The organism is Edaphobacter aggregans DSM 19364, from assembly GCF_000745965.1.
Lineage (GTDB): Bacteria > Acidobacteriota > Terriglobia > Terriglobales > Acidobacteriaceae > Edaphobacter > Edaphobacter aggregans.
The window spans coordinates 91,602-106,723 of record NZ_JQKI01000014.1; the positions used below are offsets into that span (position 1 = coordinate 91,602).

Annotated in this window: 11 protein-coding genes and 1 tRNA gene; 7 read left to right on the forward strand and 5 right to left on the reverse strand. The window is 63.4% G+C overall.

The features are described from left to right. Window positions 1-12 precede the first annotated feature (12 nt). Window positions 13-86 (forward strand) — tRNA-Gln (locus Q363_RS06920). A 181-nt stretch (window positions 87-267) separates the two neighbouring features. Here Q363_RS06920 and Q363_RS06925 read toward each other — a convergent pair. The 3 genes from Q363_RS06925 to mutS are packed head-to-tail and all read right to left on the reverse strand — an operon-like array spanning window position 268 to window position 5,650. Further along, window positions 268-1,779 carry an ABC transporter substrate-binding protein gene (locus Q363_RS06925; RefSeq protein ID WP_245632071.1) on the reverse strand — a complete coding sequence of 504 codons (1,512 nt, stop codon included), beginning with the start codon at window positions 1,777-1,779 and terminating at the stop codon, window positions 268-270. A 23-nt stretch (window positions 1,780-1,802) separates the two neighbouring features. Then, complete coding sequence (locus tag Q363_RS06930) at window positions 1,803-2,996, reverse strand: anhydro-N-acetylmuramic acid kinase (protein ID WP_035348922.1); 1,194 nt, start codon at window positions 2,994-2,996, stop codon at window positions 1,803-1,805. Further along, entirely contained in the window at window positions 2,993-5,650 is a 2,658-nt protein-coding gene (gene mutS / locus Q363_RS06935; RefSeq protein ID WP_035348923.1) for a DNA mismatch repair protein MutS, read from the reverse strand. Before mutS ends, Q363_RS06930 begins: the two co-directional genes overlap by 4 nt. 110 nt (window positions 5,651-5,760) lie before the next feature. On the opposite strand from mutS, the gene Q363_RS06940 reads away from it, so the two are divergent. The 6 genes from Q363_RS06940 (at window position 5,761) to Q363_RS06965 (ending at window position 13,494) form a co-directional block, all read left to right on the forward strand. Further along, on the forward strand, window positions 5,761-6,576 hold the full coding sequence (locus Q363_RS06940) for a cytochrome C assembly family protein (protein WP_035348925.1): 816 nt from the start codon (window positions 5,761-5,763) through the stop codon (window positions 6,574-6,576). Beyond that, a complete protein-coding gene (gene hemA / locus Q363_RS06945; RefSeq protein ID WP_035348926.1) occupies window positions 6,573-7,877 on the forward strand; it encodes a glutamyl-tRNA reductase in 1,305 nt (434 codons plus the stop codon). The genes Q363_RS06940 and hemA overlap by 4 nt, the downstream gene beginning before the upstream one ends. Before the next feature lie 210 nt (window positions 7,878-8,087). Continuing rightward, on the forward strand, window positions 8,088-9,035 hold the full coding sequence (locus Q363_RS40225) for a FecR domain-containing protein (RefSeq protein ID WP_035348928.1): 948 nt from the start codon (window positions 8,088-8,090) through the stop codon (window positions 9,033-9,035). Between the two features lie 134 nt (window positions 9,036-9,169). Beyond that, the gene (hemC, locus tag Q363_RS06955) at window positions 9,170-10,144 is read left to right on the forward strand and encodes a hydroxymethylbilane synthase (RefSeq protein ID WP_035348929.1); all 975 of its coding nucleotides are present in this window, start codon (window positions 9,170-9,172) and stop codon (window positions 10,142-10,144) included. Between the two features lie 97 nt (window positions 10,145-10,241). Then, the gene (locus Q363_RS06960) at window positions 10,242-12,650 is read left to right on the forward strand and encodes an Orn/Lys/Arg family decarboxylase (RefSeq protein WP_051978479.1); all 2,409 of its coding nucleotides are present in this window, start codon (window positions 10,242-10,244) and stop codon (window positions 12,648-12,650) included. A gap of 76 nt (window positions 12,651-12,726) precedes the next feature. Then, a complete protein-coding gene (locus tag Q363_RS06965) occupies window positions 12,727-13,494 on the forward strand; it encodes a uroporphyrinogen-III synthase (RefSeq protein ID WP_035348931.1) in 768 nt (255 codons plus the stop codon). A 4-nt stretch (window positions 13,495-13,498) separates the two neighbouring features. On the opposite strand, the gene nth is transcribed toward Q363_RS06965, so the two are convergent. Both nth and Q363_RS06975 read right to left on the reverse strand, forming a co-directional pair. After that, window positions 13,499-14,212 (reverse strand): endonuclease III, encoded by a 714-nt coding sequence (gene nth, locus Q363_RS06970; protein ID WP_051978480.1) that lies wholly within the window; start codon window positions 14,210-14,212, stop codon window positions 13,499-13,501. Between the two features lie 3 nt (window positions 14,213-14,215). Then, on the reverse strand, window positions 14,216-15,055 hold the full coding sequence (locus tag Q363_RS06975) for a chlorite dismutase family protein (RefSeq protein WP_035348932.1): 840 nt from the start codon (window positions 15,053-15,055) through the stop codon (window positions 14,216-14,218). Between the last annotated feature and the right edge of the window lie 67 nt (window positions 15,056-15,122).

Here is a 15,122-nt window from a genome sequence, read left to right on the forward strand (position 1 = left end):
ACACCAACCTGTTGCCTCCTCGTTCAATGGTAGGACAGTCGGCTCTGAACCGATCAATCGGGGTTCGAATCCCTGGGAGGCAACCACAAACGCTCACACCATAACTTTTGCCGTCATTCTGACCCTGAGCGAACTCGAATGGGGAAGAACCCCCGCATTTTCCAGTGGCGCCAAGGCACTCGGCGCTCACAAGGGGTGTTATTTTGACCGGAGCGCGGAGCGGAGAACCTGCTTCTCTACCACCGCTGCAAGCACCGCTACCAATAGCTACCGCACGGTAATCTCCCGCAGATAATCAAATGTCCCCGAACCCGTCGGCCGGACCCCCTCAATCCGCCGCGAATGCACCACCTCGTTGTTCGGATACCACAGCGGAATTCCCGGCAGGTCCTCCGCAAGAATCTTCTGCACCTCGACATACTCCGCGCGCCGGTTCGCCTGGTCCGTCTCGCCGCCCGCTGAGGCCAGCAGCGCATCCACGTGAGCATTCGAGTACCGTCCGCGATTCGCTCCCTTCGGAGGAAACGAGTTCGTCGCATACGCATAGCGGAAGATGTCCGGGTCCTCGTTCGACCCGATCCAGCGCAACGCATACATCTGGAACGCACCGCGCGTCACATCCGAGTAAAACGTCCCGAACTCCGCGGACCGGATCTCCAGCCGGATGCCTGCCGCTCGAAGCTGCTGCTGCAGCACCGCAGCCATCAGCCGAGTTGTCTCGTCCGTCGACGTCTTCAGCGTAATCCGCAGCCGAACGCCGTCCGCGCCCCGGTGAAAGCCCGCCTCCTCGAGCAGCCGCTCGGCCCGCGCCACATCGTGCGGATACTGCACCATCTCCGCGTCACTCGCCGCGGCCCAGTGGCCCGCAGGCAGCAGCGTACTCGCCAGCCGTGCCTGTCCGCGCCAGATCGCATCCACGATCGCCTGCCGGTCCATCGCACACGCGATCGCCTGCCGCACGCGCCGGTCGCGCAGCAGCGGATCGTTCACGTTGAAGTTCGTATAGATCGCGACCGAACTCGGTCCAGACTCCACGGCCACGTTCGGAGCCTCCTCAAGCGTGTGCAGCATATCGAACGTCAGCACGTTGCTCGCGAGATCCGCGGAGCCCTTCCGTAGCTCCAGCGCACTCGTAATCGCATCCGGAACCACCGCAAACCGGACCCCGTCGATCTTCGGTGCCCCGGCCCAGTAGTCCGGGTTCCTAGCAACCACCACCTCCTTGTCCTGCACCGCACTCACAAACCGGAACGGTCCCGTCCCCACCGGATGCAGCCCGAAGTCCCGGCCCGCGCCGCGCGGGACCACGCCGAACAGCCCGTCACTCATGTTGAACAGTAAGCCTGCATCCGGACGCTTCAATCGAACCATCAGCGTAAGCCGATCCCGAACCTCCACGCGCTCGACCGCAGCAAACGCCCCACCCTTCGCCGTGATCAGCGTCCCGTCGATCATGCTGCGAATCGTCCACGCCGCATCTTCAGCTTCGAGCGGCCGCCCATCATGAAACCGCACTCCATCGCGCAGATGGATCACCAGCGTTAGCGGATCAGGCTGCTCCCAACTCGTCGCCAGCCACGGCTTCAGGTTGTAGTGCTCATCCTTCTTCACCAGAGCATCAAAGATGACGCCGCCCACGCGCTCCGACTGCGCATCCGTCCCCTGGCGCAGATCGAGGTTGTTCGGGCTGCTCTCGATGATCATCACCACCATGCGCGGATCCCTCACGCGGCCGCGGCATCCAGCAAGCGCGCACACGCAGAGAAGCAACAGAAACATCGAATGCAGTCTCCAGCGATGGCTCATCCGCGGGTGACCTTCCCCAGCACAACCGGACGACGTGCACCGGTAGCACTCGGAATATTGCCCCGCAATCCGGACCACGTCAGCCACGCCAGCAGTGCGAACGCCACAGCCTCCTTCGCCTGCGCCGGAATGCCAAGCTCATCCATCGCACGAACTCTCACACCCATGGGTTCCAGTCCCGCTCGCAGCATCGTCATCAGCGTCGCGTTCTGCGCGCCTCCACCCGCGACGACGTACTCCACGTCCTGCGCCGATGCTTTCCGCTCCAGATGCCTCCGCACGAACATGCGATAGGCCTCCAGAATGGAGGCCGCAGTCAGCGCCGTGGCTGTAGCGACAACATCCGCCTCGGTGGCGCCCGCCTTACGGCACGTCGCAAGAAACCGATCGACGAACGCGTCACCGAACTCCTCACGCCCGCAGCTCTTCGGCGGAGCGGCAAGGAAGTACCGCTCGCGCAGCAGCCGATCCACCACGCGGCGAATCGCCACGCCACGCCGAGCCACAACGCCGCCGTGATCGAAACCCTTGCCGAACAGCCGCGCCATGCACGCGTCGATCACCATATTTGCCGGCCCTGAATCAAAGGCCAGCACATCGCCTACGGCACCGCCAGCAGGAATCGCAGTCATGTTTGCGATACCACCCAGGTTCTGCAGCACGCGGCTCACCTTGTCAGAGCGAAACATGCAATAGTCCAGCATCGGAACCAGCGGAGCGCCCTGTCCACCTGCGGCCAGGTCGGCAGGACGAAAGTCGCTCACCACAGGAATCCGCAACCGTTCCGCGATCACCGAGGCCTCTCCGAGCTGCCACGTGCACCGCACATCGCCACCGAGATACTTCGACGCCGAGCCCTGGTGATACACCGTCTGTCCGTGGCACCCCACCAGGTCCACCTTCACCCCGAACTGCTCCGCCGCGCCCGCAACCGCGTCCGCATAGACCTCGCCGAGCCGCCAGTGAAGCCGCGACATATCGGCCACCGCCATCGCCTTCGCATCCATCGCGGCAAGCACAGCGTTTCGCAGAGCCTTCGGATAGTGAAATCCCGCGGCGCCGATCAGACTCACACGAGGTGGTCCATTCTCAGCAGGAGAAGGACGAATTTTGCACAACGCAACGTCCACTCCATCGGCCGAAGTCCCGCTCATCACTCCAGCTACGATCATGCTCTTCGGCTTCGTCATCCCTTTAGCTCCTGCTGCAACTCCGCCAGCAGATGCAACGCCTCGCGCGGCGTGAGGCCATCCACGTCCACCTCCGCAATGCGGTCCACGATTCGCTGCGACAGCGGTGTGAACATCGTCATCTGCATCGCCGGAGCATAATCCGTCGCAGCCTCGCGAACCTGCTGACTCTCCGCGCGCTCGTGCAGCTTCAGCACCTCGCGGGCTCGCGCAATCACTCCGGCCGGAAGCCCGGCCAGTCGCGCGACTTCAATGCCGTAACTCTTGCTCGCAGGCCCCGCTTCAACCGCGTGCAGAAACACAATTCCCGCCGCAGTCTCCTTCACGGTGACGCGCAGATTCCTCAACCGCTCCAGCCGTTCGGAGAGCAGCGTCAACTCGTGATAGTGTGTCGCAAACAGCGTCCGCGCGCCGATCCGGTTGTGCAGATGCTCCACCGTCGCCCACGCCAGCGACAGCCCGTCATAGGTCGCGGTTCCGCGCCCCATCTCATCCAGCAGCACCAGCGAACGATTCGTTGCCGTATTCAGGATGGCCGCGGTCTCGGTCATCTCCACCATGAAGGTCGACCTGCCGCGCGCAACGTTGTCGCTTGCGCCGATGCGTGTGTAGATTCGGTCCACCAGTCCCAGCCTCATCTGCTCCGCAGGCACAAAGCAGCCGCACTGCGCCATGATGACCAGCAGTGCAGCTTGCCGTAGGTAAGTGCTCTTGCCTCCCATGTTCGGCCCTGTAATCAAAAGCACGGATGGTCCTGCATCGGCATCGAGATGAACCGAGTTCGGCACGAACCTTCCCGCGCCCGACTCCTCCAGCCGCCGCTCCACCACCGGGTGGCGCGCACCGATAAACTCCAGCAGTCCGCTCGCATCCACCTGCGGGCGAACCCATCCGCGCAGCGACGCCACGTGCGCAAAGCAGGCCAGCAGATCGATCTCCGCCACGCGACGCGCCGTCTCGCGCGTGCGTCTTGCGGCATCCAGCAGTTCGCGTCGCAGCTCCGCGAAGATGCGCCGCTCGATCTCGCCTGACCGCTCCTGCGCGGTCAGAATCTTCGTCTCGTACTCCTTCAGCTCCGGCGTTGTGAAACGTTCAGCATTCACCAGCGTCTGCTTGCGCTCGTAGTCGGCAGGCGCAGCCTTCGCATTGGCCTTGGTGACCTCGATGTAGTAGCCGAAGACGTTGTTGAACCGCACCTTCAGCGATCCGATCCCCGTGCGCTCCCGCTCTCGCTCTTCGATTGCTGCCAGCGCTTGCCTGCCACTTCGGCTCAGCTCGCGCAGTTCGTCCAGCTCCTCATTCACCCCTGCGCGAATCACCCCGCCATCGGCGAGTGAGACCGGTGGCTCCTCCACGATCGTCTTCGCAATCCTCTCGTGCAGGTCTTCAAGAGCATCGAAGCCCGACGCCAGCGATTGCCACCTCGAAGCAGAGAGTTCCCGCACGGCGCCAAGAACTCCCGGCAGGCACGCAATCGTCGCGCCCAGCGCGATCACCTCGCGCGGCCCGGCTGAATCCAGCGCCACGCGCCCCAACAGGCGCTCAAGATCGAGCACGCCATGCATTGCCTGCCGGACGGCCTCGCGTCGGCGCAGATCGCCCACAGCCTCAGCCACGGCCTCCAGTCGCGCTTCGATCTCGGCAAGGTCGCTCGAGGGCCGTAGCAGCGTCGCGCGCAGCAGGCGCTTTCCCATCGGCGTGCAGCATGCATCGAGCGTGTAAAACAGCGTCGTCTGCGCTGTCTCCCCCGAGAACAGCGGGTCCACCAATTCCAGATTGCGCACGCTGACCGCATCCAGCTCCAGCGAAGACGAGCGCTCGTAGAATCGCAGCCCGTCCACATGCTCCAGACCGCCCTGCTTGGTCGCCTTCATGTAGTGCAGCAGAGCGCCGGCAGCAATCGCCGCCGTCTCATGACCTCCCAGCCCCACGCCATCGAGCGAGTGAAGCTTCAGGTGATTGCGTAGCAGGGGAAGAGCATACTCAGCGCTGAAGACCCACTCCTCCACCGCGGTCTTCGTGCGAATGCCATCGAAGCCAGCGCCGTCCTCCTCGACCGATTCGCCCGCAAGGTTCGCCCCGCCCAGCAGACCGGCACCGTACAGCAACTCCACCGGCCGCAAGCGGCCCAACTCATCAGCCATCAGCGACCACGCCGTTGTGCCGCTGAACTCCGTTGCGCGAAACTCTCCGGTCGAGAGATCGAGCAGTCCCAGCCCACAGACCGTGGCAGCGCCCAATCCGCTCATCGCCACGCTTACCAGATAGTTGCTCTGCTCCGCTCCCAGCGATGGGTCGATCGCCGTTCCCGGCGTCAGTACACGCGTCACCTCGCGCTTCACGACGCCCTTGGCGAGCTTCGGGTCCTCCATCTGCTCGCAGATGGCGACCCGATAGCCCTTGCGCAGCAGTCGCTGCAGATAGCTCTCGGCGGCGTGGTAGGGCACGCCGCACATCGGTACGCTCTTCGCCTTATCGCGAGCCGTCAGGGTTAGCTGCAACTCACGCGCGGCCACTACGGCGTCCTCGAAGAACAGCTCGTAGAAGTCGCCCATTCGGAAGAACAGCAGCGTATCCGGGTGTGCATCCTTTGCCGCACGATACTGTCGCATCGCCGGCGAAAGGCTGGCCATCTCGCCGCTCAGGCCCGTCATTGTCTCCTGTGTCATCGCAGAACCGCAGAATACCGTAACCCGCCCCATCCGTTTGTCCACACCCGATATACTGAAGATTCAGCACATCTGCACCGCTGAAATCTACTCTCATGTCGCTCCTCTGGCTCAGAGTCGCAGTTCTTCTCTACGGCATCGCCGCTCTCGCGGTGCTGCCCGCTGCGCTCTACGAGCGTCCCCGCTGGCGTCACATCGCCATCCCGGCCATGGTGGCTGCGTTGCTCTTTCACTTCGTCTCGCTGGCTGAGATGCTCAACGCCGCGCACCACCGCCTGCCCGTGGATATGTACGAGACGCTGTCACTGCTTGGACTGCTGCTCGGCGGTGCCTTTCTCATCGTCTACTGGCGCTACCGGACCGTCTCGCTCGGCGTCTTCGTGCTGCCCATCTGCTTCCTGCTGAGCCTCGTGCCGGCGGTGCTTCCCGGCCAGGAGACCACGCCCTTCTCGCAACTCCACACCGGCTGGATCTTTCTGCACATCGCGCTTCTTCTTGCAGCGTACGCTGCGCTGCTGCTCTCGCTTCTGGCCTCGGTGCTCTACCTCATCCAGGAGCGCCGCCTCAAGTCCAAGCACACGACCCCCGCCACCGCGTGGCTTCCGCCGCTTGAGACCACTGACCAGATCGCGCTCAGATCGCTGCTCTTCGGCCTGCCTTGCATGACCGCCGGTCTGCTCATCGGTTCGTGGATTGCCCAGCAGCTCTTTGGCCCCAGCTACTTTCTCGATTCCAAGGTTCTGCTCTCATTCGGGATGTGGATCGCCTACGTCGGCATGATCTACATCCGCCGCCACTCCGGCCTCCGCGGTCGCCGCGCAATCTATCTCTCCGCCTTCGTGCTCCTGGTTGTGCTTGCCGTCTGGTCGGCCAATCAGTTCTCCGCAGTCCACAGGTTTACAACGCCATGAGCCGCAATCACCATCTCGTCCTCATCGGCATCAACCACACCACGGCCCCAATCGAGGTCCGCGAGCGCCTCGCGATCCCCGCAGGCCGGCTCGCCGACGCCACCCGCACCCTCGTCCATCAGCCCGGCATTCGCGAGGGCCTCATCCTCTCCACCTGCAATCGCGTCGAGCTCCTCACGCTGCAGGAAGACAACTCTTCTGCGGGGCCCGACCTCCTCCGCTTTCTCGAGGAGTACTTCGCCGTTGCGCCCGCCACAGTCACGCCGCATCTCTACGAGTACCGCGAGCGCGAGGCCGTCCGTCATCTCTTCCGTGTCGCGAGCTCCTTGGATTCGATGGTCGTCGGGGAGCCGCAGATTCTCGGCCAGGTCAAAGAGTCCTACACCGTCGCGCGTGAAGTCGGCGCCGTCTCCGGCTCGCTCGACTCGCTCATTCAGCGCGCCTTCACCGTCGCCAAGAAGGTCCGCTCCGAGACCCAGATCGGCTCAAGCTCTGTCTCCATCGCCTCCGTCGCCGTCGACCTCGCCCGCAAAATCTTTGGCTCGCTCCAGGGCAAGAGCGTTCTGCTCGTCGGCGCCGGCAAGATGTCCGAGCTCGCCGCCCGCCACCTCATCCAGCAGGGAGCGTCGAACATCCTCGTCGCCAACCGTACCCTTGAGCGCGCTGAAAAGATCGCTGCTCAGTTCAGCGGCACCGTCATCCCCTTCGACGCGCTCTACGATCAGGCAGCTCGCGCCGACATCGTCATCACCTCCACCGGAGCGCCGCAGAAGATCTTCGGTCCCTCCCACGGCCAGCACTTCCTGCACAGCCGCCGCAACCGGCCCATGTTCTTCATCGACATCGCCGTGCCCCGCGACGTTGACCCGCGCATGAACGAGGTCGAGGGCTGCTTCGTCTACGACATCGACGACCTGCAGCAGGTCGCCGCCGCCAACCTCGCCGACCGCAGCAGGGAAGCGCAGGCCGCGGAGAACATCGTCACCCGCGAGGTCGACAAGTACCAGCAGCGTGTTCAGTCGCTCGACGCCGCGCCCGCCATCCGCAGTCTTCAGGAGCACGCCGAGGCTCTTCGCCAGGCCGAGCTGCGCCGCAGCGCCGCACGGCTCTCCGGCCTCACCTCCGAGCAGCAGGCCGCCGTCGACGCGCTCACTCGCTCGCTCATCAACAAGTTCCTTCACGCTCCCATGACCGCACTCCGCGAGGCCGCACGCGAAGGCGACGCGCAGACGCTTGCCGAGCTCGAGTCCCTCTACACCAATCAGTCGCGCAGTAAGCCCGAGACTTCATCCAACAAGTAGCTTCTTGAGATCGCACCTCTTCCGGAGCACAGCCGAGGGAGTCAGCCGTGCGTCTTTGCGTGCGGCAGTTCACACCGTCCGAGTGAGGCACGCAACACGGAAGCGTCAAAATAGTTGTGTCGCGAGTCGCCCGCATCTCTATTCACTGCAACAGTTACGGGTGTGACATTTCTATCTTTAGTGCATCTAAACAACAAGAGAGGTACCACAATGCCAAGGTCGAAAGTAAAAACGCTTGTTCTGCTTTCCCTGGCGACTCTTTCCGCAGCAGTCTTTGCACAGACGACTACGGTCTCGGCCCGTCCAGGGACTCTCAATTACGTCGAAGGTCAGGCGTCCATCGAAGGGCGACAGCTTGATCCCGGCTCTGCCAATAACACCACACTGCAAACAGGACAGATTCTCGTCACCACCAACGGAAAGACGGAGATCCTCCTCACTCCCGGCGTCTTTCTCCGGCTCGGAGATAATAGCGCCGCCCAGATGATCTCTTCCAACCTGACCCACACCGAGGTCCGGCTCGATCATGGCATCGCCAACGTCGAAGTTGACCAGATATACAAGCAGAACACCATCCTGATCGATCTGCCGAGCGGTCAGACTCAGCTGCTCAAGCATGGCCTCTATACCTTCGACGTGGGCAATTCGACCGTCCGCGTCTTCGACGGCGAGGCCGATGTCTTTCCTGGCAAAGACCTCCAGGCGGCGGTGAAGCCCATCGCCGTCAAGGGCGGCCATCAGCTCGTCCTCACGGGTGATGGCGGCACACCGCAGCACTTCGATAAAGACAAGGCCGAGGACGATCTCTACAAGTGGAGCAGCCTCCGCTCACAGTACCTCGGTACGGCCAACCTGAACCTCGCCTCTACGTATGCTGGGGCGTCCGGCTTCTACCCCGGCTGGTACTGGGCCGGCGGCCCCTACGGCTACACCTGGCTGCCAGGCAACGGACTGTTCTGGAGCCCCTACGGCTACGGCTTCTACTCGCCCTATTACATCTACGGCGGAGGCCCCATCTACGGGTACGGCCGAGGCTTCTACGGCTACCGTGGCGGTTACGGCTACCGTGGTGGATACGGCTATCGCGCCGGAGGTTACGCCGGCGGCTACCATGGAGCCGTAGGCGGCTTCCGCGGCGGTGGCGGCGGTCGCCGCTAAGGCTAGCCTCGTCTACTGAAGCCATCCCGGCGCGGCGGATCATCGCGGCCGGGATGGCTTCTTTGTGTGGGCGCTCAAAACCTCTTCTCCTCATCCCAAATTCACCGGATCATCCCGTATCCTAGAGACAGGATATGAGCACCACATCCAAAAAAGATCAGGCCCCCATCCGCATCGGCTCCCGCGGTTCGCAGCTCGCGCTGTGGCAGGCCAACCATATCCTCGAGGCCCTCCGCAGCGCCGGCCACGCCGCCGAGATCGAGGTCATCCGCACCACCGGCGACCGCATGCAGCAACCCGGATTCGTGCCTCCCGCCGACCTCGACGGCAAGGGCATCTTCATCAAGGAAATCGAGGAGGCGCTCGCCGAAGGCCGCATCGATCTCGCCGTGCACTCGCTCAAGGACCTGCCCACCAAGCTCTCGCCGCGCTTCACTCTTGCGGCAATCCCCAAACGCGCAGACGCCCGGGACGCCTGGGTCTGCGAGCCCTACTGGGGCCTGCACACGCTGCCGATGGGAGGCCGCATCGGCACCACCAGTCCGCGCCGCAAGGCGCAGATTCTCGCGCTTCGTCCCGACGTTCACTTCGTCGACGTCCGCGGCAACATCGACACTCGTCTGAAGAAGCTGGCCGCCGGCGAGTGCGACGCCCTGGTGCTCGCCGCCGCAGGTCTCGACCGCATCGGCCGCACCGAGTGGGTCCACCAGCGCTTCTCTCCCGACGAACTCTGTCCCGCCCCCGGCCAGGGCGCGCTGGCGATCGAGACGCGCAGCTGCAGTCACGTCCTCGACGAGGCGCGCGACCTCTACGTCCGTCAAGCAGTCACGGAGCTCGATGACTCCGAGACGCGCTTCTGCGTCGAGGCCGAGCGAATTACCCTCGATGCCCTCGGCGGAGGCTGCTCTCTCCCCATCGGCGCCCACTGCATCCCTGATTTCGGCAAGTGGCGCATGTTCGCCCAGGTCATCGCTCCCGACGGAGAATCTATGGTCCAGATCGACACCGAAGCCTCCCCCTCTACCGACGCCGAGACTCTCGGCCGCTGGGTGGCCGAGGACCTCAAATCCAAAGGCGCGCTCGATCTGCTGGCCTCCTCCATCGTCTAACTCGCTCTGTCTCTGCGCCTGGGTCGAATACTCCGGGCGTTCACATTCGCGCGTCGAAAATCGCTATAAACTGCTTAACTGGAAGTTGTGAGGTGGAATGAACGAAGGTCGTTGGGTACTGCTGATTGCGAGCGAAGTGGGTGGAACAGAATCGGTCTCAGACCGAGCCATGGAACGACTTGTCGAGGCCATCAAGGAAGAGGGCTACGAGGTCATCCGGACGTCCACTCCGGAGGACGGCCTGTCGCTCGTCACCTCCGATCCTTCGCACTCTGCGATCCTCCTGGACTGGGACCTCGAAGGTGAGAGCCAGTTCGACGAGCGCGCCGCGCTGAAGATCCTCCGCGCCGTCCGCCACCGCAACAAGAAAGTCCCGATCTTCCTCATCGCGGACCGCACGCTCGTCAGTGAGCTTCCGCTCGAGGTCGTCAAGCAGGTCCACGAGTACATCCACCTCTTCGGCGACACCCCCGCCTTCATCGCCAACCGCGTCGACTTCGCCGTCGAGCGCTACCACGAGCAACTCCTCCCGCCCTACTTCCGCGAATTGAAGAAGTACACCGACCAGGGTGCCTACTCCTGGGACGCGCCCGGCCACATGGGCGGCGTTGCCTATCTCAAGCATCCCGTCGGCATGGAGTTCCAGCGCTTCTTCGGCGAAAATCTCCTCCGCTCCGACCTCGGCATCTCCACCGCGCAGCTCGGCTCATGGCTCGATCACCTCGGACCTCCGGGCGAGTCCGAACGCAACGCCGCGCGCATCTTCGGCGCCGACTGGACGTTCTTCGTCCTCGGCGGCTCCTCAACCTCCAACCAGATCATCGGCCACGGCGTCATCGCGCAGGACGACATCGTCCTCGCCGACGCGAACTGTCACAAGTCCATCTGTCACTCGCTCACCGTCACCGGCGCGCGCCCCGTCTACATGAAGCCCACGCGCAACGGTTACGGCATGATCGGCCTCGTCCCCCTCAAGCGCTTCTGCCCCGAGTTCATCCGCGGCCTCATCGACAAGAGCCCCCTCACGAAGGGCGTTGCCAACCAGAATCCCACCTACGCCGTCGTCACCAACTCCACCTACGACGGACTCTGCTACGACGTCAACCGCGTCGTTGAAGAGCTCTCGAAGTCCGTCCCCCGCGTGCACTTCGACGAGGCTTGGTACGCCTACGCCAAATTCCACAAGATCTATCGCGGACGCTTCGCCATGGACGTGCCCGACGACCTGCCCGAGCGCCCCACCATCTTCTCCGTGCAGTCCACGCATAAGATGCTCGCAGCCTTCTCCATGGGCTCCATGGTCCACATCAAGCTCAGCCCGCGCGCTCCGCTCGAGTTCGACCAGTTCAATGAGTCGTTCATGATGCACGGCACCACTTCGCCGTTCTATCCGCTGATCGCCTCGCTCGACGTCGCCGCCGCCATGATGGACGAGCCCGCCGGCCCCACGCTGATGTACGAGACCATTCACGACGCCATCAGCTTCCGCAAGGCAATGTCGTCGGTCGCGCATCGTCTCCGCCGTGCCGAAAACGGCGAAGGCTGGTTCTTCCGTCTCTTTCAGCCGGAGCAGGTCACCGATCCGCATACCGGTGAGACGCATGTCTTTGAGGAGACTCCCGACGGTCTTCTCGGCTCCAACCCCGCCTGCTGGACCCTCAAGCTCGGCGAGGATTGGCACGGCTTCAACGACGAAGACATCGCCGACGGCTACTGCATGCTCGACCCCACCAAGGTCACCATCCTCATGCCAGGCGTCAACGCGCAGGGAAGGGTCAGCGACTGGGGCATCCCCGCCGCCATCCTCACCGAGTTCCTCGACTCCCGCCGCGTCGAGATCGCCCGCACCGGCGACTACACCGTCCTCGTCCTCTTCTCCGTCGGAACCTCCAAGGGCAAGTGGGGATCGCTGCTCGAAAATCTCTTCGAGTTCAAGCGCCTCTACGACAACGACGCTCCGCTCGAAGAGGCACTCCCTGAACTGTTGGCCAAGTACCCTCAGCGCTACCGCAACGTCACGCTCAAAGAGCTCTCCGACCAGATGCACGCCGCAATGATCGAGCTCAACCTGCCCACGCTGGTCGGCGATGCCTGCGACGAAGACTTCGACCCCGTCCTCACGCCATCGCAGACTTATCAGAAGCTCCTGCGCAACGAGACCGAAAAAATCCGCTTCACCCAGATGCACGGTCGCATCGGAGCCGTCATGCTCGTGCCGTATCCTCCCGGCATCCCCATGTGCATGCCCGGCGAGCGGCTCGGCGGCCCGGAAAGCCCCGTCATCCGCCTCATCCTCGCCACCGAGGAGTTCGGCAAGCGCTTCCCAGGCTTCGAGCGCGAGGTCCACGGCATCGAGGTCGACGAGCAGGGCAACTACTGGATGCGTGCCGTCGTCGAGACGCCGGGCCAGAAGCACACCAACGGAAACGGCAAGGTTCATCCCCCCAGTGCGGCGCCGCCCATCAAGAAATCCCGCAAGAGCACGGTCCGCAGAACCACGGAATAGCTCGAAGGCCCCGGCACTCGCCGGGGCTTCCGAGTCTGTAACCAGCTAAAATCCCGCCCAGCTAAAATCTTCAAAGATGCTTCCTCTCCAAAACCGGCGCATCCTCATCACGCGAACCCGCAAGCAAGCCTCCGATCTCGCCGCCCAACTCGAGGCCCTCGGCGCCGCCACCATCCTCATCCCAACCATCGAGATCATCCCCCCGCAAACTTACGCTTCGCTCGACGAAGCTCTCACCCGGCTCGACACCTTCGACTGGCTCCTCTTCACCAGCGCCAACGCCGTCGAAGCCTTCGCCCAGCGCCGCAGCCTCCACCCATCGAACGCCCGCACGCCGAAGATCGCAGTCGTCGGCCCCGCAACAGCCCGCGCAGTCGAAGCCGTCGGTCTGCCCGTGGCGCTTCTTCCCCCGCGCTACCTCGCCGAATCCCTCGCCGAATCCCTCGCACCCCACGCCCCAGGCAGCCGCATGCTTCTCATCCGAGCAGAGGACGCTCGCGACGTCCTTCCCACCACCCTCACCCAGGCCGGAACCGACCTCACCATCGCCCCTGCCTACAGCAACCGAATCCCCTCAGGCTCCATCTCCGCGCTTCAAACCCTCTTCGCAAACTCCACCGCTGGCCCCGACGCCATCACCTTCACCAGCGCCTCCACCGCACGAAATCTCATCGCGCTTCTCGATGCCGCAGACCTCACCCTGTCTGAAGGAATTACACTCGCCTCCATCGGCCCCATCACCTCCGAGGCGCTCCGTGAACTCGGCCACCAGCCAACAATCGAAGCCCCCGAGCCCACAATCCCCGCCCTCGTCGCGGCTCTCGCCGATCACTTCACCCGCTAGGCTTCTACGACGGGTGCGAGCTCCACGTCTTGTCTCGCGAGTAGCACAGCTTCTCCAGAGTGCAGTCCGCGCACCGAGGCTTCCTCGCAACGCACACCTGCCTCCCGTGATGAATCAGCTCATGCGAGAAGTTGATCCACCGGTCCTGCGGGATGATCTTCATCAGGTCGCGCTCGATCTTCTCCGGAGCCGTCTCCTTCGTCAGCTCCAGCCGCTGCGAAAGCCGCATCACGTGCGTGTCCACTACCACGCCCACGGCAATCCCGTACCACGACCCCAGCACAACGTTGCCCGTCTTCCGTGCCACGCCCGGCAGCCGCAGAATCTCCTCCATCGTCCGCGGGACCTCGCCGCCAAACTCATCGACGACAGCCTGCGCCGCCCCTTTGATCGACTTCGCCTTGTTGCGAAAGAACCCCGTCGTCCGAATCAACTCCTCAAGCTCGGGAAGGGAAGCAGAAGCCATCGCCTTCGGCGTAGGAAACGCCTTGAACAGCGCCGGAGTGACTAGATTCACCCGCACATCTGTGCATTGCGCCGAAAGTATGGTGGCGACCGTGAGCTCCCACCCATTGCGATGGTTCAGCGCACACACCACGCCGGGATACGTCTTCGCCAGCACATCCAGAATCGCGGCAATGCGCTCCGGTGCCAGCGGATTGCGCTTCGCAGCCTTCTTCACCGCACGCTTCGTCCCCACAGCCGCCGTCTTCGTCATGCGCTATCCCAGCCGGTTCAGCATCTCTTCCGGGCTAAGGCGTACGCAGCTGAAGATCGGCGTGTCCTTGAGCGTGTACATGCTGATCTCCGTCTCGCGAAGCTGCTGCACCAGGTCCAGGAAGTCCTCCGGGAAGTTCGTCTCGAACGCCACCACAAACTCCTGATCGTCGATCCCGAACGAGTAGGTCGTATTCAGCTTCACCCGCGGATAGCTCAATCCCACGCGAATATGCTCGTCCATCAGCCGCTTCCGCTCATCCATCGGCAGCAAATACCACGGCCGCGTCTTCCAGAACGGATAGATGAAGATGTACTTCTGTCCACCCGGACGAATCGCTCCACGTCCCTCGCCCTCGCTCTCATCCGGCCGGTCGATCTGGTACTGCGATCGCTTCGTCATCGCCAGAAAGTTATGCGGCGTCGTCAGGTATCCGCCCAGCGGAGTCGCCATCAACTCGCTCCGCATCCGATTCAGCTCCTCCACCGCATAACCGATCGACCACACGCACATATCTACATCGCCGCGCGTCCCCATGGTCGAGTACGTCAGCGACAAAAACTCTCCCGGCTTGTTCCACTTCGCCAGCACCTCGGCAAACGCCTCCTTATGCTTCGCGCGCTCCTCCGCCGGCAGCCGCCGCCACTCCGGCATCACCTTGTAGAAGCTGAAACACACAATCTGCCGCTTCACCGCAGGCTTCGAAGGATCGTGTGGCTGCGGCTGCGGCTGAGATCCAGCCCCGTAGCTCGAAGCCGGACGTCCGCTCGAAACTGGCGCCGTGGCGCTTTCCGTTGCTGCTGCACTCTTCTCCGTGGCCCGCGTGACTGTGCTCTCTGACATGGTCTTCTCCTCAAAACTTAATGCTAGCGCATCAGACCCCGGCGCGCCCGGCGGCTATACTCAAACC